15 protein-coding genes are annotated in these 21,460 nt (G+C 46.4%); 12 read left to right on the forward strand and 3 right to left on the reverse strand.

All coding sequences use genetic code 11. The features are described from left to right. Positions 1-245 precede the first annotated feature (245 nt). Positions 246-3,443, forward strand: coding sequence for a SusC/RagA family TonB-linked outer membrane protein (locus DXN04_RS00145; RefSeq protein ID WP_116852377.1), 3,198 nt, complete (start codon positions 246-248; stop codon positions 3,441-3,443). Positions 3,444-3,466: 23 nt separating this feature from the next. Further along, entirely contained in the window at positions 3,467-4,897 is a 1,431-nt protein-coding gene (locus tag DXN04_RS00150) for a SusD/RagB family nutrient-binding outer membrane lipoprotein (RefSeq protein WP_116851314.1), read from the forward strand. 205 nt (positions 4,898-5,102) lie between these two features. Here the strand turns inward: DXN04_RS00150 and DXN04_RS00155 are convergent, their stop codons facing one another. Together DXN04_RS00155 and DXN04_RS00160 are read right to left on the reverse strand one after the other, a co-directional pair. Beyond that, positions 5,103-5,888 (reverse strand): SDR family oxidoreductase, encoded by a 786-nt coding sequence (locus DXN04_RS00155; RefSeq protein ID WP_116851315.1) that lies wholly within the window; start codon positions 5,886-5,888, stop codon positions 5,103-5,105. 96 nt (positions 5,889-5,984) lie between these two features. Continuing rightward, positions 5,985-7,103 carry an acyltransferase family protein gene (locus DXN04_RS00160; RefSeq protein ID WP_116851316.1) on the reverse strand — a complete coding sequence of 373 codons (1,119 nt, stop codon included), beginning with the start codon at positions 7,101-7,103 and terminating at the stop codon, positions 5,985-5,987. 228 nt (positions 7,104-7,331) lie between these two features. On the opposite strand from DXN04_RS00160, the gene DXN04_RS00165 reads away from it, so the two are divergent. The 4 genes from DXN04_RS00165 (at position 7,332) to DXN04_RS00180 (ending at position 12,177) form a co-directional block, all read left to right on the forward strand. Continuing rightward, complete coding sequence (locus tag DXN04_RS00165; RefSeq protein ID WP_116851317.1) at positions 7,332-8,354, forward strand: LacI family DNA-binding transcriptional regulator; 1,023 nt, start codon at positions 7,332-7,334, stop codon at positions 8,352-8,354. A 282-nt stretch (positions 8,355-8,636) separates the two neighbouring features. Beyond that, entirely contained in the window at positions 8,637-9,701 is a 1,065-nt protein-coding gene (locus DXN04_RS00170) for a cellulase family glycosylhydrolase (protein ID WP_116851318.1), read from the forward strand. 30 nt (positions 9,702-9,731) lie between these two features. Continuing rightward, on the forward strand, positions 9,732-10,898 hold the full coding sequence (gene galK, locus DXN04_RS00175) for a galactokinase (protein ID WP_116851319.1): 1,167 nt from the start codon (positions 9,732-9,734) through the stop codon (positions 10,896-10,898). A gap of 214 nt (positions 10,899-11,112) precedes the next feature. Then, positions 11,113-12,177: a UDP-glucose--hexose-1-phosphate uridylyltransferase gene (locus DXN04_RS00180; RefSeq protein ID WP_116851320.1), complete on the forward strand. Its 1,065-nt coding sequence runs from the start codon at positions 11,113-11,115 to the stop codon at positions 12,175-12,177. 139 nt (positions 12,178-12,316) lie between these two features. Here DXN04_RS00180 and DXN04_RS00185 read toward each other — a convergent pair whose 3' ends face one another. Then, complete coding sequence (locus tag DXN04_RS00185; RefSeq protein ID WP_116851321.1) at positions 12,317-14,326, reverse strand: TonB-dependent receptor; 2,010 nt, start codon at positions 14,324-14,326, stop codon at positions 12,317-12,319. Between the two features lie 480 nt (positions 14,327-14,806). Here DXN04_RS00185 and DXN04_RS00190 point away from each other — a divergent pair, with 480 nt between their 5' ends. From DXN04_RS00190 to ureE, 6 genes are all read left to right on the forward strand, one after another. Continuing rightward, positions 14,807-15,649: an energy transducer TonB gene (locus tag DXN04_RS00190; RefSeq protein ID WP_116851322.1), complete on the forward strand. Its 843-nt coding sequence runs from the start codon at positions 14,807-14,809 to the stop codon at positions 15,647-15,649. A 239-nt stretch (positions 15,650-15,888) separates the two neighbouring features. Beyond that, a complete protein-coding gene (locus tag DXN04_RS00195) occupies positions 15,889-18,465 on the forward strand; it encodes a phosphoenolpyruvate carboxylase (RefSeq protein WP_116851323.1) in 2,577 nt (858 codons plus the stop codon). A gap of 82 nt (positions 18,466-18,547) precedes the next feature. Next, the gene (ureA, locus tag DXN04_RS00200) at positions 18,548-18,850 is read left to right on the forward strand and encodes an urease subunit gamma (RefSeq protein ID WP_116851324.1); all 303 of its coding nucleotides are present in this window, start codon (positions 18,548-18,550) and stop codon (positions 18,848-18,850) included. A 16-nt stretch (positions 18,851-18,866) separates the two neighbouring features. Further along, on the forward strand, positions 18,867-19,241 hold the full coding sequence (gene ureB, locus DXN04_RS00205; protein ID WP_116851325.1) for an urease subunit beta: 375 nt from the start codon (positions 18,867-18,869) through the stop codon (positions 19,239-19,241). Further along, the gene (gene ureC, locus DXN04_RS00210) at positions 19,238-20,953 is read left to right on the forward strand and encodes an urease subunit alpha (protein WP_116851326.1); all 1,716 of its coding nucleotides are present in this window, start codon (positions 19,238-19,240) and stop codon (positions 20,951-20,953) included. Before ureB ends, ureC begins: the two co-directional genes overlap by 4 nt. Beyond that, complete coding sequence (ureE, locus tag DXN04_RS00215; RefSeq protein ID WP_116851327.1) at positions 20,954-21,460, forward strand: urease accessory protein UreE; 507 nt, start codon at positions 20,954-20,956, stop codon at positions 21,458-21,460.

Here is a 21,460-nt window from a genome sequence, read left to right on the forward strand (position 1 = left end):
TTTATACTACTAAAGTGATGAATTTTACAAAAATCTTAACAACTTAGTCTATAAGACTTGTAGGTTAATAAAATCCTCCTTAATTTTGCCCCTGTATTTAACAATCGTCGCTTAATGTCTGTATAAGTAGTAGCAATTTTTCCTACTCGTCATTATTTAGTCAACGCAATTGTGAGTCATGTCAACTGCTGGTCCAAAACCGGCCAGGCATTGCCATGGGCATTAATTACCTGAAATCTGATACAATGTATAACCAACTACGCAGAATCGCCGGTCTTATACTGGCTCTCCTACTCACATTTCAATGGGGGCAGGCACAGGATAACCGGGTTACAGGGGTTGTCACATCCCGTACCGATGCCACACCTATTCCAGGGGCTATTGTCACTGTAAAAGGCAGTCATCATGGTACACAAACTGATGCTGATGGTAAATATTCCATCAACGTTTCACCAAAAGATACCCTCCGCATCTCCTTTATCGGCTACACCGCTGTTGAGCAGGTAGTTGGCTCAAGCCGGACGCTGAACTTCGCCCTGGAAAACAATGAAAGCAAACTCCAGGAAGTAGTGGTTACCGCACTCGGCATCAGCCGTGAGAAGCGTTCCCTGGGTTATGCCGTGCAGGAACTTAAATCAAAAGATATTGCGGAAGCGCGCGAGACAAACGTGGTGAACGCACTGACCGGTAAGATTGCCGGTGTGACCGTGACCAGCAGCCAGGGTAGCATGGGCTCTTCCCGTATCGTGATCAGGGGGGAAACTTCGATCGCGGGTTACAACCAACCTTTATTCATCGTAGATGGTATTCCATTGGATAATAGTCAGCTGGGTGTAGGTACTGGCCGTGACTTTGCGAACGCTATTGCGGATCTGAACTCAGACGATATTGAATCACTGAACGTATTGAAAGGTCCGAACGCCGCTGCTCTCTATGGTTCCCGTGCTGCAGGTGGTGTACTTGTAATCAAAACCAAAACAGGTAAAGGTGTGAAAGGTTATGGTGTAACTGTAAACAGCAGCGCTACCTTCGAAAACATTCTGGTATTGCCTAAATACCAGAACAGCTATGGACAGGGCTCCAGCGGCCAGTTCTCCTACGTAGATGGTAAAGGAGGTGGCATCAACGATGGTGTGGATGAAAGCTGGGGGCCTAAAATGGACGGCCGCCTGATTCCCCAGTTCTTCTCCAATGGTGTAGCAGTGCCTTTCGTCGCACACCCTGACAACGTAAAGGATTTCTATCAGACCGGTTATACCCTGAACAATGGTGTTGCTGTAAGCGGCAGCAATGACAAGGTAGATTACCGTTTCTCTTTTAATAATACCAAACAGACTGGTATCATGCCAAACACCGGTATCACCCGCAACTCCTTTGCTGTGAATACCACTTTCCACCTGGCTCCAAAACTTACGCTGAGCACTTATGCTAACTATGTAAAGGCCGGTGCTGACAACCTGCCTGGTATTGATGGCAAACGTGCAAACAGTGTGACCCTGCAGTACACCTGGTTTGGCCGCCAGGTAGATACCCGTCTGCTCAGAAACTATAAAAATGCGGATGGTACAGACTTCAACTGGAACCATAGCTACTATAGCAACCCATACTGGATCCAGTATGAAAATACGGTAGGTCAGGCACGTAACCGTTTCTTCGGAAATGCACGCCTGAGCTATGATGTCACCGACTGGCTCTCTGCCAACTTCCGCGTAGGTACCGATACTTACAACGATAAGCGTAAGTACAAAGTGGCTTACTATACCAACGGTACGCCTTACGGTTCTTATACTGAAGATAACTACGTAGTGACTGAAACCAATGGTGAATTTACCCTGAATGCAAAGAAGAAATTGAACAGCGACTTCACTATCGATGGTCTGGCTGGCGGTAACATCCGTACCAACCAATATGAAAATAACTATCAGCAGGCTCCCAAGCTGGCGGTGAAAGATGTATATACACTGAATAACTCCCGTGATCCGGTGATCTCTACAAATGTATTTACCCGTCTGAAAGTATACAGTGCTTTTGCATCTGCCACCCTGTCTTATAAAAACTGGGCTTTCTTGAGCGCAACTGCCCGCAACGACTGGTCATCCACACTGCCTGCAGGCAATAACTCTTACTTCTATCCATCTGTGAATGCGAGCGTGGTACTGAGCGATGCACTGCACATTCAGAGTAATGTGCTGACCAACCTGAAAGTAAGAGGTGGCTGGGCAATGGTAGGTAAAGATACCGATCCTTACCAGCTGGTGAATACTTATCCATTCAGCCAGCCATTCGGTAGCTATCCGATGCTGACTGTAAATGATAAATTCCTGAAGAAGGACCTGAAACCTGAAATTACCAAGGCTACTGAATTCGGTGTGGAAGCAGGTTTCCTGAAAGATCGCATTCATGCTGATGTGACATACTATTCTTCCAGCAGTTACAACCAGATCCTGCTGGCAGATGTGAGTGCTACTACCGGTGATCTGAAAAAGATTCTGAATGCCGGTAAGATCAACAACCATGGTGTGGAAGTAATGTTGGGCGGTACACCGATCACCACCGCTTCAGGTTTCCGTTGGGATGTGAATATCAATTACGCTAAGAATATTTCTAAAGTAATAGAGCTGGACAAAGAAGGTTTCCTGAACGATTATGTACTGGGTAGCTCCGGCAACATGCAGGTACTGGCATCCAAAGGCAAACGCTATGGTGCCCTGTATGGTAAGGCTTACAAGCGTAATGACAAAGGTGAAATACTGGTTAGTGCCAGTGGTGCGCCGATCGTAGCTGATGATAAAAAAGTGCTGGGTTACTATACACCAAAATGGACAGGTAGCATCAACAATAACTTCTCTTTCAAAGGCTTTACTGTAGGCTTCCTGATCGATACCCGCCAGGGTGGCCAGATCTGGTCTGGTACTAACTACACCGGGATCTACACAGGGGTACTGGCTGCAAGTATGCCGGGTCGTGATGAAGAGCATGGTGGTATTCCTTATTACTATGCAAACAATAACCAGCAGAGTGCTGCCGTGCGCCTGGAAAATCATACAGCTGCTGCACCAAATGGTGAAACAGTATATCATGATGGTATCATCTTCGATGGTGTAACTGCAGATGGTAAAAAGAACGAAGCGATCCTGCCTGCACAGCGTTATTACAAAGCGGTATATAGCAGTTCTCTGAACGAAAGCAGCGTATACAGTGCCAGCTTCATCAAGCTGAGAGAGGTAAGAATAGGATATGCGCTGCCGCTGGAACTGGCGCATAAATGGGGTTTACAGGGTGTGAATCTGACCGTGACCGGGCGTAACCTGTTTTACATCGATAAAAAGGTACCGAATATTGATCCGGAAACGGCTTTCAATACCGGTAATGGTCAGGGGCTGGAAACATTGCAGATCCCTACCACACGTAGCATCGGTGTGAACCTGAAAGTATCCTTCTAATTCAAGTATCAAAAATTCAGATCATGAAACTATTCAAATATATACTGTGGGTGTCTGGTATTGCACTGGTGCTCACATCCTGCTCCAAAGAACTGGAAAAGGTTAACAAAAATCCGAATGAAGCGGAATCTGCACAGCCGGATTACCTGCTCACCAATGGTATCAAAACGAATGTGGATACTTACTGGGGCACCGATGCTTCGATGGAAACAAGCCTGTTGTATGTACAATATTGGGCGAAGATCCAGTACACGGATCCTGACAAATACATTCCTGCTGCGACCAGTATCCAGACTATCTGGAACAACTTCTATGCACAGGGTGTAGAGGACTTCACCACGCTGATTCAGCTGGGCGATACGCTGAACAATCCGAATTACAAAGCAGTCGGTATCATCATGCGTAGCTGGATCTTCCAGGTACTGACAGATCTGTATGGTGATGTACCTTATTCACAGACTGCAAACATTGAAAAATACCTGACTCCGAAATACGATAACCAGCGTGATATCTATCTGGGATTGCTGGCAGAACTGAAAACGGCTGCTGGCCTGATCAATACAAGTGGCGATGCAATAGGCGGAGATGTATTGTATAGTGGTGATATGAATAAGTGGAAAAAATTTGCCAACTCACTGAGGCTGCGTATTGCACTGCGAATTGCTGACCAGGAGTTCGACGCAGCAAAAGCAGTGTTCGATGAAATTGGTGCAGACAACACTGGGCTGATCGCTTCCAATAGCGAGAATGCGCAACTGGTGTACCTGGCTTCTCCAAACCAGAACCCGGTAGCCAAGAACAGGGAAACCCGTAGTGACTATCGTATCAGTAAGAGTGTGGTGGATTTGCTGCGTGCTTACAATGATCCTCGCCTGGCAGTATATGGTGCAGTACCCAAAGATACAAACACCATCGTTGGTATCACGAATGGGCTGCCTACGGATTCTGCATCCAGACTGGGCTTCAACAAGACTTCAGATGTCGGTGCGGTATTCACTGCTACCACTGCACCAGGGGTGATTTTCAACTATGCTGAGTTATTGTTTATCAAGGCTGAGGCGGCACAGAGAGGGTTGCTGAGTGGCGATGCGGAAGATCTGTATAAGCAGGCAATTACTGCTTCGTTCAAACAATATAACCTGAGCGATGCAGCAGCAACTACTTACCTGGCACAGGCATCAGTAGCATATGATGCAGCTAATTACAGGAAGAGTATTGGTGAACAGAAATGGCTGGCACTGTTTGGTGAAGGGCTGGAAGGATTTGCAGAATGGAGAAGACTGGACTATCCGGTATTGAAACCAGCGTATGCAGGTGTGCTGGATGGTAAAATTCCTTTGCGCCTGACTTATCCATCTGCCGAGCAGGCGCTGAACGGAGCGAATTATAGAGAAGCCGTAGCGCACCAGGGAGCCGATCAGTTGGTGACCCGCCTGTGGTTCGATGTAAGATAAATGATGATAAAAAAAGGGGGGTAGTCTCAGACTGCCCCCCTTTTTTGTTTTTCCCCTTTGCGTAAATAAAATTCCTTTTCCGCTTTTGATTACGCTTTCAGATAAAAGATTTTTGCACAATCAGATACACACTTGTTCAATTTGTAATAGTAAAAAGTGATGAATCAGGCCCCGACATTTGCCGGGGCTTTTACTTTATAAGATCTTAGAAGGTAGGAGTTTTACCGCCATCGACAGGGATACTTGTACCTGTAATATAACCAGCGGCTGGTGTAGCCAGAAATGCAATTGCAGCCGCAATTTCTTTTGCATCTCCAAATCGTTTCATGGGTATTTCACTCAGCATTTCCTGTTCTATCACATCTTTTTCCACATTCCGTTTTTTGGCAGTAGTCTTTATCAGTGAACGCAAACGGTTTGTATTGGTTGAACCAGGTAAAACGTTATTGACGGTCACTCCATACTGTGCCAGTTCTGTCGCCATGGTCTTAGCCCATGCTGCAACGGAGAGGCGGATGGTATTGGAAACGCCGAGATTTTTGAGTGGAGCTTTTACGGAGGTGGAGATCACATTGATGATCCGGCCATAGCCAGCACCGATCATACCTGTCAGTACAGCCTGTGCCAGTATATGGTTATTCACCAGGTGCTGGTTGAAAGCATCCAGGAATTCCTGAACTTCAGCCTCGACAATGGGACCAGCCGCAGGGCCTCCTGTATTATTGATCAGGATGTGAACAGATTGTTTATCAGTGACTGTTTTGATTGCTTCTTCCACTTCTTTCGGGTTCTTAAAGTCAGCCACAAGATAACTATGCTCCTGGAAATGTTCTGCTTCAAGCGTAGGTATAATGTCTTTCAGGGCTTCTTTGTCCCTGGCCATTAAGATACATTCAGCTCCTAAAGCGGCTAGTTCTTTGGCAGTGGCTAAGCCAATTCCCTGGGTAGCACCACAGATCAGGGCGGTTTTTCCCTTTAACGATAGTTCCATACTATTTCATGACTAACAGTTTCTCAAAACAAAGCAAAACAAGACACGTTGGGTTTTTCAGGAGCTAAGATAAGGCAATATAGTATACCACCTTTCTTACACACGAACGTATATACGTTTTTTATCCAGAATTTTACCCACACACCAGCAAAACAGCATGTATGTAATAGCAAAGAGGAGAGAGCCTACTTTGCCCGGGGCTAATGGCTGGAAAAAGTGGCTGTTGATCCAGGCATATACTGATTCGTTCCCAATAGTAAAGAAAAAGAGGAATATAACCATCACTTCTGACAAAAGATAAAGGAATAAGGGGTTTTTCCCGAAGGTGGTGAAGAACCCGGTCCAGCTGGTTTTCTCCTTAATATCGATAATATATAAGAGAAGCGTTAGGATCAGCAGGTCAAATCCAGCGGTCAGCAATACAAAAGTACTGGTCCATAACTTTTTATTAATTGGGAATTCCGTGTTCCAGAAAGTGGCCAGTACGATAAAGAAGCAGCCCACCCTGATCAGGATACTTAGCGTATTGGGCTTGCGTTGCTGGATATAGAGGCCGGTATAGTAACCGATCACGACATTCACAATGGCAGGTATTGTGCTGAGTAATCCTTCGGGTTCAGAGATGAGCCCTTTGTCGTGGTACATGTGATTTTCACCAAGAATTAACTTATCGAAATGAACGGCGGCATTGGTATAGAAACCATATGGGTCAGCAGGATCGCCGGCAAAGCGCATAATGACCCAGTAGCCAACCAGCAATAATCCGCTGATAATCCACACTGCTTTCTGAGGCAGGAACCGGATCATGAGGGAAGCGAAGCAATAGCAAAGGGCAATTCTCTGCAATACTCCCATGATGCGGGTATTGCTGATGGAGTTGAAGGCCAGGCTGCCGTCATCAGTATGATGAACAAAAGGGAGCCAGTACATAATGAATCCCAGCAGGAAGATGAGCAGGGTTCTTTTGAATATTTTCGCCAGTACGGTGGCGTTGTCCAGTTCGTAATACTTGCGCATGCTAAAGCTCATGGCATTGCCCACGGCGAAGAGGAATGACGGGAAAACCAGGTCGGTGGGAGTGAATCCATGCCAGGTAGCATGTTCAAGTGGTGCAAATATATCATTGGTACCGGGTGTGTTCACAATGATCATAAAGCAGATAGTAAGACCACGGAATACGTCCAGTGGCAGAAAGCGTTGATTGGCTGCTTGCATTGGTAAGGATTAGATTAGTATAAATATAATGCAACGAATTTCTTAATACGGACTTTTTTGTCGGGGTGAATCAATTTCATTTTCTTCTTCAAAAAATCAGCAGCTGTCCGGAGAATCTGACCAGTCTGCGACCGGCTATATTAAATTCAAAACGATCCACGACCGTCCTCCATTATTTTTGCTGTATTAAATAATCATTTTATACTTTAGTAGTAAACACAGCTTTTATTGAACCACAAAGTTACAATAGCAGACATTGCCAGGGAGCTGAACCTGACGGGTGCGACTGTGTCCAGGGCGTTGAATAACCGCAAGGGCACGAGCGAAGAAACCCGTAAAATGGTACAGGAAGCGGCGGAAAGGATGAACTACCGGAGGGACAGGATCGCCTGGTCCCTGCGTTCCGGCAGAACCAATATTATTGGGGTCATCATTCCGAGCGCGGAGATCAACTTCTTTGGGTCTGTGATCCACGGTATCGAAAGCATGGCCAATCAGCATGGCTACAATGTATTGATTTACCAGTCCAACGAGCAGCCGGAATATGAGCAGAAGGGGATAGAGACCTTTCTGAGCACCAGGGTAGATGGCATACTGGCCTCTATTGCTAAAGAGACCTTAGACTTTAGTCATTATCTCGAGATCAAGGAGCGGGGTGTACCCCTGGTTTTTTTTGACCGTGCAAATGATAGTCTGAATATTCCTTCGGTAGTGGTGGATGACTTCAGGGGGGCTTATTATGCTACAGAGCACCTGATTCGCCAGGGCTACAAGCGCATTGCCCACATTACGGGGCAGCAGCACCTGAAGATTTTCAAAGACCGCCTGGAAGGATATAAATCTGCCCTGGCCGCTTATAGTATACCGGTAGAACCGGACCTCATCTACCAGGGGAACGTCTCTATTGAGGCGGGCAGGCAGGCGATTCAGCATTTCCTGGGGCTGCCACAGCCGCCGGACGCAGTATTTGCGGTGGAGGATTTTACGGCGCTGGGAGCAGTAAAGGAATTGAAAGACAGGGAGATCGACATGCCGGAGGCGTTTGGGGTGGTAGGGTTTGCAAATGAATCGTTCGATGAGCATATCACGCCGAGTTTATCCAGCATCGATCAGCAGACGGTGCAGATGGGCAAGGAGGCGTTTAAGTTGCTGATGGAGCTGATTAATGAAGGGGAGGAAGGGACATTAGTAAAGTCAAGGGTGGTGCTGGACCCGGTACCGGTGTACAGGCAATCGTCGATGCGGAGGTAAAATTGCCGGTGGCTACTGCGGAGGGGCGAGAAAAGGGAAAAAAGTTACTTCCAGCCTTCAAAATGTAAACGATTACTTAAAAATAATTCATTCATTTACAATGTATTAAATAATTTTTTCCACCTTTTGTAAGATTTATTGTAATCGTTTACGTAAATCTTATATTTTTATATCGCGATTCCACATTTTTTAACAGGAAAAATTCCATGGCTATAGAAAATAAGATTTAATAACCTTCATTATTATTTCCCACATCTATACAGCTCCACAAAACTGAAAAGCATGAAAGGAAAAGTTTCGTTACTTGCTGCACTGCTGATTGCGACGATGGCCGTTGTTGCACAAGCTCAGCCAAGACCACAGTGGTCCAAAAAACAAGCGCAGAAATGGTATAAATCACATCCCTGGCAGCGTGGTGCCAATTTCATTCCCAGCACCGCTATCAACCAGCTGGAAATGTGGCAGGCAGCATCTTTTGATACAGCCACCATTAGCCGCGAGCTTGGGTATGCTGCTTCTATCGGTATGAACTCTATGCGTGTATTCCTGCACCATGCTGCATGGGAACAGGATCCTCAGGGTTTCAGGGACCGTGTCAATACTTACCTCAGCATTGCTGACCGCTATGGTATCTCTACCATCTTCGTACTCTTTGATGACTGCTGGAATAAAACTTATGCTATTGGTACCCAGCCGGCACCAAAACCCGGTATTCATAATTCGGGCTGGCTGCAGGACCCCGGTATCCGCAGAGAAAGTTCTCCACAGCTGAACGATACCCTGCATAAATATGTGCTGGATGTAATGACTACTTTCAGGAAAGATAAACGCATTCTCCTGTGGGATCTTTACAACGAACCAGGCAACTCTGACTATGGTGAGAAGAGCCTGCCTTTATTACAATTAGTATTCACCTGGGGCAGAGAAGCCAATACAGAACAGCCTATCAGCTCAGGTGTATGGAATAAAAGTCTTACAAAGCTGAATGAATATCAGCTGAACAATTCTGATGTGATCACCTATCACAACTATGCTGACGAAAAGGAACACCAGGAAGTAATAGACACCCTGCGCAAGTATGGTCGTCCCCTGATCTGCACTGAATACATGGCCCGTGCCCGTAACAGCTTCTTTGCGAACATTATGCCGCTCCTGAAAAAGGAAAATGTTGCTGCTTACAACTGGGGGCTGGTATCCGGAAAGACCAACACTATCTATGCCTGGGATACACCTATGCCTGACGGAGCAGAACCTAAAGTTTGGTTCCATGACATCTTCAGACCAGATGGAACACCTTACAGCACAGAAGAGATCACGGTGATCAAATCTCTGACAGGGAAAAATTAGGATCAATAACTTTGATTAAAAAATTAGAACGTGGAGCAAGCTAAACTAAACGCTTATTGCCAGCAGCATTTTGATCAGGAACCAATTATGGTAAGAGCTGCAGGACGCATTAATCTCATTGGAGAACATACGGATTACAACAATGGATTCGTATTACCTGCTGCTATTGACAAAGCTATCTACCTCGCCATTATCAAGCGCAACGACAACAAAATTGTGATGCATGCACTGGATGTAAATGATACTTACACCGGGTCGTTGGATAAACTGGAGCGTACGAAACAGCATTGGCCTGATTACCTGCTGGGCGTTGTGCAGCAATTGCAGCAGGGAGGTCATATCATCGGCGGATTTGAATGTGCATTTTGCGGTAATGTTCCCCTGGGCGCCGGCCTCTCATCCTCCGCAGCACTGGAATGTGCTACCGTATTTGGCCTGAATGAACTGTTCAGCCTTGGCCTGGGTCGCAAAGAAATGGCGCTCCTGTCACAGGCTGCCGAAAACCAGTTCGTAGGTGTACGCTGTGGCATCATGGACCAGTTTGCCAGCATGTTCGGTAAAAAACAACAGCTGATCAAACTGGATTGTGGCTCCCTTGAATATGAATACATCCCATTCAACTTTGACGATGTCAACCTCGTTCTGCTGGATACACAGGTGAAGCACTCCCTGGCATCTTCCGAATACAATACCCGCCGTGCTGAATGTGAGCAGGGTGTAGCCTGGGTAAAGGCGCATCATCCGCATGTGAACAGCCTGCGCGATGTAAGTATGGATATGCTGGATGCCTATGTAAAAGGTAAAGATGCAACCGTATATAACCGTTGCCGTTATGTAGTGGAAGAAATTAAGCGTTTACAGGATGCCTGTATCGATCTGCAGAATGACGACCTGACATCTTTCGGCAAAAAAGTATTTGCTACACACGAAGGCCTCGATAAGCTGTATAATGTAAGCTGCCCCGAACTGAACTGGCTGGCGGAATTTGCTGCCGGTGAAAATGGTGTACTGGGTGCACGTATGATGGGTGGTGGCTTTGGTGGTTGTACCATCAACATCGTGAAGAAAACTGCTGTACCAGCCCTGCTGGAAAAAGCAGCTGCCGGCTACAAACAACAATTCAATACTACGTTGAAAGCATACGTGACCAGCATCGAAGATGGTTGCCGTACTATCAACAACCTGGTGAATAATTAAAATACCATTTCCATCTGAAGTTGTATCAAAAGTAAAAAAGGGGTATTTAAAGTAAAATCGCCCGGATTTTATTCGGGCACCGGACAGAGAGAATTTTTGTTTATGTAATTCTTAATGCCTTCAAATTACTTTTAATTCACCGTCCTCACAGAGAGCGTTTTTTTACTTTTGATACAAGCTCAGATATCCTTGTCAAGTGAAATCACTAAGAGCAATGTCTGAAAATACCTTTGATTTAACTTCTCATCCCCATACCCGACTGAATATCCTGACCGGAGAATGGGTACTCGTTTCTCCTCACCGTTCCAAGAGACCCTGGCAGGGAAAGGTAGAAGCGCCTGCGCAGGTACAGCGTCCTTCTTATGTAGAAGACTGTTATCTGTGTCCAACCAATACACGTGCTGATGGCAGCAAGAATGAAGCGTACACAGGGCCAGTGGCCTTTACGAACGATTTCTCCGCATTATTGTCTGACACGCCATCCGGCGATGTGGATGACGATGGTCTGCTGGTAGCACAATCACAGAGAGGCCTTTGCCGTGTGATCTGCTTCAGCCCAAGGCATGACCTCACACTTCCTGAAATGGAAGTTCCTGCTATCCGCCAGGTGGTAGACCTATGGGTGAAAGAATACGAAGCACTGAAAGCAGTAGATTACATTAAGTACATCCAGATCTTCGAAAATAAAGGAGATATCATGGGTTGTAGTAATCCACATCCACACGGGCAGATCTGGGCATCAGAGAATATACCGATGGAGCTGGAAAAAGAAACCCGTCAGCAGAAACTGTATTTTGAAAAGCATGGCAAAAGCCTGCTGTCTGCCTATCTCGACAAAGAGGTAAAAGCGCAGGTGCGGATCATTGCTGAAAATGCACACTTCGTGGCACTGGTGCCTTTCTGGGCAGTATGGCCTTACGAAGCGATGATCATCAGCCGCCGTCATGTACAGTCTGTGCTGCAATTCAATGAAGATGAAAAAACCGGATTGGCGGATATACTGCAACAACTGACCATCCGTTACGATAACTTATTTGAAACATCATTCCCATATTCAGCTGGTATGCACCAGGCACCGGTGAATGATGGCAGCGAACATCCTGAATGGCACTGGCATATGCATTTTTATCCGCCATTACTGCGCTCTGCGACAGTGAAGAAATTTATGGTTGGATATGAGATGCTGGCTAATCCGCAGCGGGATATTACGCCAGAATTTGCAGCTGAAAAGCTGAGGACTTTGCCTGCAGTCCATTATAAAAGCAGGCAACTCGTTTAATCTATGTTTTTTTGTTTTTTTTGATCCAATGTGTGTAGGGGCGGCCTTTAGGCGGCCCCTTTCTTTTTTAGAACAGCGTGTATAATTCCTTCTCAAAGAATATGCTGATGCTGATCTGTATAACTTAAATGAAAGCGTTTTAGAGGTTTATTCTCAATCCCCCATAATAATTGCGGAGGGCAGCCGGATTGAAGTAACGGTTCCCTACCGCATTCAGGTCATTGCCCAGGCTATAGAACTGATTCAGGATATTATCTGCCCCTGCATAGAGCGATACATTCTTCATCATCTGCCAGCTCACTTTTCCCTGCAATAGGTGATATTGTTTAGCGTAGGCAGTATTCGCATCGTCCAGCGGTAGTTTGTCCGTGAATGTATATTGTGTATATAAGGAAAGGTGCGCCGGCAGATTAGCCAGTAACCCTGCATTGACCACATGGCGGGGAACCCCTGTAATGGAATTACCGGAAAGATCTTTACCGGCCACATTGTAATCACTGAATATGAAATGGCTGTAAGCATAGCTACCATTGCATTGCAGCCACTTTGTCAACCATACCATGCCTTGCAGTTCAATCCCTTTTTGTTCGGTACCACCTGCATTGATGAAGTATTCGGTACCATCGTCGTGCAATTGACGTACGATGGCATCCTGTAGTTTATAATAAAACACTGAGGCATCCAGCTGGTATTGATGACGTTGCCCCTGCAGGCGGAAGCCGGCTTCGTAATTCCAGCCTGTTTCAGCCTGTAAAGTGGTATTAATAATATTGTCCGTCGCCCGTACTTCAGCTATGGAAGGTGGGGAATATCCTTTGCTTACGGAGGCACGTACGGACCATTCCGGGAGGATAAGATAGGAGATACTAAAGCGGGGCATCAACTCTGCATCGAATTTCTTTCTGCCTTCTTCAAATCTATATTTGAAATAGTTCGCACTCAACGCCGCTTCAACAATCCATTGTGTACCGGGGCGCAGCGAGAGACTGGTGAAAAAGAAATGTTGGCCGGCAGTGATATTGCTGGCTGCCTGCACAGTGTCTCTCCTGCCCTTGTTATTGCCATAGTTCACGATGTCAGAGCCGGTTTGTGACCATTCGAGGCCTGTAGTCCAGTCTACGTGTATATTGGTGCCGTTAATAGGTTGATCCTGCAGGGCAATGTAAGTACGGGCACCGGCGGTGTTTTCATCTCTGGCTTCGAAGTTCGTAATGAAGGGGTTTTCGAAGTGTGTGTTAATACCGTAGATGGTGAATACATGTTTCCAGTGTGTAGATAACTGCGCAGTGTGTACTAAACCTCCCAAAGCGGTTTTATTGCGGATACCCGCATGTTGCTCAATAGCCCCGGGCAGGGTAGCGGTAGCTGGCCTGGCAGCCCGGGGATTGGCGGCAGCCTGTGCGGCGGTAAGTCCTCCAGGGGTGCGATAGTCCATATCGCTATAGAATGCAATCAGTTTAAGACTGTTATGCGGGTTGTATTGCCATTGCTGGGCGGTTTGTATATAATATCTTTTTAGAGCGCTATTCTGGCGGTAACCGTCAGAACGCTGAACGCCTTCATATATATTAATACGGTACTTATCCCATTGCTGTTGCCAGCCGGCTTCTTCATGGAAGAGACCATAGCTGCCTCCCTGTATATCTGCTTTCAGGTGGGTGGTATCTGGCTGTGTGCCTGCAGGGTGAAGGAGGACCACGCCGCCTGAGTTGGCTCCGAACTGGCTGCCATCAGGTCCTTTCAGAACTTCGATCCCCGAGAAGGCGCCGGCATCGGAGAGATTTAAATACGTGTTGCCACCGGCATCAGTAAAAGGTATTTCATCCATATAGATTTTTACATTCCTGATACCGAAGGGCGAGCGTAACAGACTGCCTCTCAGCGACAAGCGATAACTACCGGGGGAACGTTCTTCCATTCGTATGCCCGGAACGGTGTTCAGCGTGGGTATAAGTGTAGTACCCTGTTGTAATAATATTTGTTTTTCGGTAATGACAGCGCTGCTGGAAGGTACCTGTAAGAATGAGTATTGTTTGCCCGGATAGGCCATGACCTGAACTTCAGGAAGTAATGTAGTGTCTGCGGGTTGTTGTGCATATGCGGAAAGTGACAACAGGCAGGTTAAGCAAGGCAGAATAAGGCGTGTCATGAATCAAATCTAATTATTCTAATATTGGTAGCAAAACTGCGGCCTACTATTAAATTCCATAGAATTTTAAAAAAATGCTGAATTAGATTTGGAAATGTAAAACTGGTTAGCGTATATTTGTCTACAGAATCGGTAGACTAATAGAAACCGATACAAACTGCAGGAAATTTTGTTTGCTATAAGCTGTAAATAGAAAAAAGAAATGCCGGAAAGGTTTGCGGGGCAAGGTATGTTGCAGATTTATTGGTGGTAAATTATAATGTAACGTATCCCCCCGCGCCCCCTGGCATATTAGCGTCTTGCACTGATACAATATCTGAAAGAAATTACTTTATATAAGATAGTGAATACTTCCTTTAGCAAAATAGGTGTCCCGATCCGGATCTCAATCTGGAATGGATTTTTAAAAAGCTAAAAAAAATTATCCAACATCATATGGAATTGTTTTAACCCCGCATCTCTATTGTAAATGTTCAACACATGAATACAACAAACATTTACAATGCAGACTTCCTCGACATTCTCTTCGAGGGTCGTAACAAAGAGTACGGCGCATATGAACTCCGCAGAAGTGAAGACAGGCGTGTTCGGAAAGCCTTGATAGGCACAGCTTCCATTGCTTTATTAATTGTAGGGGGATACGTAATGGGGAATTCTTTAATTACACCGTTAATGCGTACACGAAATGAGATGAAAGATGTAATTGCTCTGGATAATGTGAAATTACCTCCTATAGAAGATAAGGTAATTCCCCCACCTCCTCCGGTTCAGACAACACCTCCGCCGGCCGTTTCATCCGTTAAAGTTACACCTCCAATTATCACCCGTGATGAATTAGTTCGTGCAGAAGACGAAGTAGTAAAACTTGATAGTATTGGTAATAAGTCTATTGCTGTTGCCAATATAAAAGGGGATGATATCAATGGTCAGGATATTCCTGCATTACTGGCCGGAGATGGTGCCGGCAACAAAGTAGTAGAAGCGCCAAGAGTAGAAAAAGAAACAATTTTTACCACGGTTGAAATTATGCCTTCATTTCCTGGTGGTGAAGAAGCTTTGCTCAGATTTCTCCGTGACAACGTGAAGTATCCTCGCGTAGCCCAGGAAAACGAAATACAGGGTACAGTATTCGTACAGTTTGTAGTAGATAAGGAAGGGAACATCAATGATGTAAGAACAATTGGTGCTGCAAAAGGAGGTGGTCTTGAAGAAGAATCCATCCGTGTAGTAAAGAAAATGCCAAAATGGAAACCTGGCAGACAAAACAGAGAAAGTGTAAGTGTACAATTTAGCCTCCCTGTCAGGTACACCCTGCAAAATTAAACTCCAACCTGCTCCGCCCCAAAGCATAATAATTTTTTAAGATACTAATTACTTTTTACCCGAACCTATTGTTCAATTAACGTTTGCTCTCAACTGCAACGAGGGGGGACCCTTTGCATGCCACGGCTATATGCCGTGGCATATTTTTTCGGGAGTTTTTCTATTAAACTTTGTAACTATTTTGTACTACTTTTATCTCCCGGTTGGCTAAGGGTCATTAAAAATTAGTAAAATCAGTTATGGAAGCACCGGTAAATAACACTCTACAGTTGTTTAAGAATTTGGTTGGCACCAAGTTCCAGTTATACAACAGCCTTTTTACTGCGCTACCTTTTCATAAGGTGGAGAAGACCGGCGTATTTCTCTCTTTATTCCTCATCCACTGTGAAGAAGGATATGGAAAGGAAAAAAGCCCGCAGGAAATTCTCACATCTTTTTTCGAGCAGTATACGAGCGCAAATGAACAGCAGAGAATTGATATGCTGTTCCGCTTTGTGCAGTATGCAGAACGTCAGGTCGTATTGTTCGATGCGCTGGAAGATGCCGCATTCCGTCACATTCACGACATGAATGGAACAGGTTCGCTCAGTCACCTTGAATCTGAAGTAGTGGCGGAGCAGAAGCAGGATGAACTGGCCTCGAAGTTACAGGACTTCTCGGTACGTCTGGTGCTGACTGCCCATCCTACACAGTTCTATCCGGGCAATGTATTAAGTATTATCAATGACCTGTCGAGGGCTTTGATTAATGATAATACTGCACAGGTAGACTCCTACCTGAAGCAGTTGGGTAAAACTCCGTTTTTCAAGAAGGAAAAGCCAACACCATATGATGAGGCCATCAGCCTGATCTGGTTCCTGGAAAATACATTTTATACAGCTGCCGGTAAGATCGTATCCCGCCTTAAATCTCATTTCCCTGCTGCTATCAATGGCAACAATCCTGTGATCCGCATGGGCTTCTGGCCTGGTGGTGACCGTGATGGTAACCCATTTGTAAATGCAGACATTACCCTGCGTGTGGCTGATGCACTGCGTGGAGGTATTATAAAATGTTACTATCTTGATGTACGCCGCCTCAAGCGCCGCCTGACTTTCAAAGGCATCGAAAATGAGCTGGCTACACTGGAGCAGCAATTATATAGCAATCTCTTTATCCCCGGGCATAAGACAAATCTGTGCCGTCAGGATATACTCGATACACTGTACAGGGTGCGCATTATCCTCATTGAGGAAAATAACGCCCTGTTCCTTAACCTGCTCGACGACCTCATTACAAGAGTTGAGCTGTTCGGATTGTTCTTTGCCACCCTGGATGTCCGTCAGGATAGCTCCGTACATGGACCACTTCTGGCTAAGATTGCAGCTGGCTCCGACCTGCTGCCAAAGAACTATGCAGATCTGAGTGATGATGAAAAGATCAGTGCCCTGCTGAAAGTGAAGAAAGCAGCTGATCCGGCAATTGTAGATGAAGGACTGCAACAGGATACCCTGGCAACTATCAAGGCCATCAAATCCATTCAGGAAGCAAACGGTGAGTTTGGCTGTCACCGTTATATCATCAGCCATACCACCAGCGCGCTGGATATAATGGAAGTATATGGTTTGTTCCTGCTGAGTGGCTGGAAGAACAGCGAACTTAGCGTGGACATCGTACCACTGTTCGAAACCATCGACGACTTACGCCATGCCGGTGAGGTAATGCGCTCCCTCTATTCTAACGAAGAGTACAGAGCACACCTGCAACAGCGCTATAATAAGCAGACCATCATGCTCGGGTTCTCTGACGGCACCAAGGATGGTGGCTACCTGATGGCCAACTGGTGCATCTACAAAGCGAAGGAGGAACTGAGTGCTATCTCTAAAGAATATGGCATCAATGTAGTCTTCTTCGACGGTCGTGGAGGTCCTCCGGCAAGAGGTGGTGGAAAAACCCATCAGTTCTATGCATCTATGGGCCGCAACATCGCCAACAAAGAAATTCAGCTGACGATACAAGGTCAGACCATCAGTTCCAACTTCGGTACCGTGGATTCTGCACAGTATAATATTGAACAGCTTGTGCATGCCGGTATTGCCAACGAACTTTTCTCCAGCCGTGAAAAGACGCTGACTACCGAGCAGGAAGAGGTGTTGCAGACACTGGCAGATGCAGGTTTTGAGTCCTTCAATCAACTGAAGAATCATCCGGACTTCCTGGATTACCTGAACTACGCAAGCCCGCTTCGCTATTATGCAGAAACCAACATCGGTAGCCGTCCGTCCAAGAGAAACGGAGCCGGCAAGCTGAACCTGAATGATCTGAGGGCCGTGCCTTATGTAGGTGCATGGAGCCAGATTAAACAGAATGTTCCGGGTTTCTTCGGCGTAGGTTATGGCCTGGAAGAAATGGAAAAGGCAGGCAAATGGGAACAACTGCAGGATCTGTATAAAAACTCCCTGTTTTTCCGTACCCTGCTGGACAACTGTGAGATGGCGATGAAGAAGTGTTACTTCCCGCTCACTGCTGCCTATAAAAACCACCCGCAGTTTGGTGAAGTTTGGACGCTGATCCATGATGAATTCCAGCGTACCCGTACTTACCTCCTGAAACTGACAGGCCACTCTGACCTGATGTCTCATTACCCAATCGACCAGTTGTCTATCCAGATGCGTGAGCGTATCGTACTGCCTTTGCTCACGATTCAGCAGTACGCATTAACCCGCATCCGGGAGATGAATGAGGCCGGAAATGGGGATGGCCTGAAGGAAATCTTCGAGAAACTAGTCGTAAGATGTTCGTTTGGAATTATCAACGCGGGAAGAAACTCTGCATAGAAATAATTTTAATAAGTTGAAAGCCGGACTAATCATCCGGCTTTTTTTGTAATTTACCCCATAACCCAAAATCTAAAGTCGTATGCATTTAACAGCCCGGGAACAGGAAAAATTGTTGCTCTTTTTGGCTGGTGAACTGGCCGAAAAGCGCAAGGCCAGAGGGGTAAAACTGAACTATCCTGAAGCCATAGCACTGATCAGCAGCCGCCTGCAGGAAGGTGCGAGGGATGGGCAGTCCGTAGCACAGCTCATGCAGTATGGTGCCACCATCCTTACCCGCGAAGATGTAATGGAAGGGGTACCGGAAATGATAGACGAGATCCAGATTGAAGCTACTTTTCCAGATGGCTCCAAGCTGGTAACTGTACACCACCCCATCAGATAAAACCAAAATCTATGTTATGATTCCCGGAGAATACTTTATTAAGCCCGGTCATATCAACGCCAACGAAGGCCGTGATACCGCCACCGTCACCGTAGTGAACACCGGCGACAGACCCGTACAAATAGGATCTCACACGCATTTTTTCGAAGTCAACCGCATGCTCTCCTTTGACCGCAAAACAGCTTTTGGCAAGCGCCTGAACATTATGGCAGGCACCGCCGTGCGTTTTGAACCAGGTGAAGAAAAGACGGTGGAGCTGGTGAACCTGGGAGGTGCCAGGAATGCATATGGCATGAACAACCTGGTGAATGGCAGTACCACTACCGCCATCTCAGCCACCCAGGCCATGAAGAAAATTAATGAAGGTCACTTTAAAAACAATCCCTCATGAGCCTGCAGATCAACAGAGCGCGTTACGCTGCCATGTATGGCCCTACTACCGGCGACAAGGTGAGACTGGGAGATACCGATATCATCATTGAAATAGAAAAGGACTTTACTGTATACGGAGACGAGGCCAAATTCGGCGGCGGAAAAACGATCCGCGACGGAATGGCGCAGTCCTCCACTGCCACCCGCAACGAAGGTGTGCTGGATATGGTGATCACCAGTGTAATGATTATTGACCACTGGGGTATCGTGAAAGCAGACATCGGCATCAAAGACGGGCGCATTGTAAAAATAGGCAAGGCAGGCAACCCGGATACCATGGATGGAGTAGATCCCGACATGATCATCGGTGCCAGCACTGAAGTACATGGTGGTGCGGGTTTGATCGCTACTGCCGGAGGGATCGATACACATATTCACTTCATCAGTCCCCAGCAGATCACCCATGCCCTGCATAGCGGAATTACCACTATGATTGGCGGTGGTACAGGACCTGCTGATGGCACGAACGCAACTACTGTTACTCCCGGTGCCTGGTTCATTCGCAAAATGCTGGAAGCGGCAGATGCATTCCCGATGAACCTGGGTTTCCTGGGCAAAGGTAACTGTGCCACCGTAGAGCCATTGAAAGAACAGGTGGAAGCAGGAGCACTGGGCTTGAAGATTCATGAAGACTGGGGTGCTACCCCGGCAGTCATAGATGCCTCCCTGAAAGTGGCGGATCAATATGATGTACAGGTAGCGATCCATACCGATACGCTGAATGAATCCGGTTTCCTGGAAGATACAATTCAGGCTATCAATGGCCGCGTGATTCATACCTACCATACGGAAGGTGCCGGTGGCGGGCATGCGCCGGATATTATCAAGGCTGCCATGTACCCGAATATCCTGCCTTCATCTACCAATCCTACCAGACCTTATACGGTGAATACCATCGATGAGCACCTGGACATGCTGATGGTTTGTCACCACCTGGATAAGAGTGTGCCTGAGGATGTATCTTTTGCTGATAGCCGGATCCGCCCGGAGACGATTGCTGCGGAAGACATTCTGCATGACCTGGGAGTATTCAGTATGATGAGTTCCGATTCACAGGCCATGGGCCGCGTAGGAGAGGTGATCATCCGTACCTGGCAGACGGCGGATAAGATGAAAAAGCAAAGGGGCTACCTGCCTGAAGATAAGGAAAACGACAACTTCAGGGCAAAACGTTATGTAGCGAAGTATACTATCAATCCTGCTATTACACATGGTATTGCTGAACATGTAGGCTCACTGGAAGCCGGCAAGCTGGCAGATATCGTGTTGTGGAAACCTGCGTTGTTCGGTGCCAAGCCGGAGATGATCATCAAAGGCGGTATGATCATTTGCAGCAGAATGGGAGATCCGAATGCATCTATTCCTACACCGCAACCAGTGATCTACAGGGAGATGTTCGGTGCCTTTTCAAAAGCATTGCACAATACCTGTGTAACCTTTGTATCGCAGGCGGCGGTGAATAATAATATTGCGGCTACCTATGGGTTGCAGAAAATCGTATTGCCGGTGAAGAACTGCCGCAATATTGGCAAGAAAGACCTGATCCACAATAACAGTACGCCTGATATCAAGGTGAATCCTGAAACATATGAAGTATCGGTAGACGGGAAGGTAGTAACCTGCGAACCTGCTACGGTACTGCCATTAGCTCAACGTTATTTTCTATTTTAAATGATCCTGATAAATTCGATACAGGGAAATGTGCAGTCATTTGATCCGGGTGCAAGGGTAGTAGACCTGTTGCAGTTGGAATGGTTTGAGACGAATAAAAAGATCATGCGCCGCAATACCCTTGGTGGACGGGAAATAGGCTGGAAGGTCGTAAAAGGATTCCCTGTTTTGCAGGAGGGAGATATTCTCTGGATGGATGATCATACAGTCATTGCCGTGAGTATCCTGCCGGCGGCGGCTATTGTGCTCAAACCAATCAGCATGCTGGATATGGCAACTATCTGTTACGAGATTGGCAACAAGCACCTGCCTTTATTTATCGTCAATGAAGAAGTATTAGTGCCTTACGAAGATCCCTTATTTCGCTGGCTGGAAGCTAAAGGATATCAGCCACTGCGTGAACAGAGGGTTTTGACAAATATGCTGCGAAGTAATGTGCAGCCACATGAACATGGATCGGGCAGCACCTTATTCAGTAAAATACTGCAGCTGACTACAAAATCTTAG

The organism is Chitinophaga silvisoli, from assembly GCF_003412465.1.
Taxonomy (GTDB): domain Bacteria; phylum Bacteroidota; class Bacteroidia; order Chitinophagales; family Chitinophagaceae; genus Chitinophaga; species Chitinophaga silvisoli.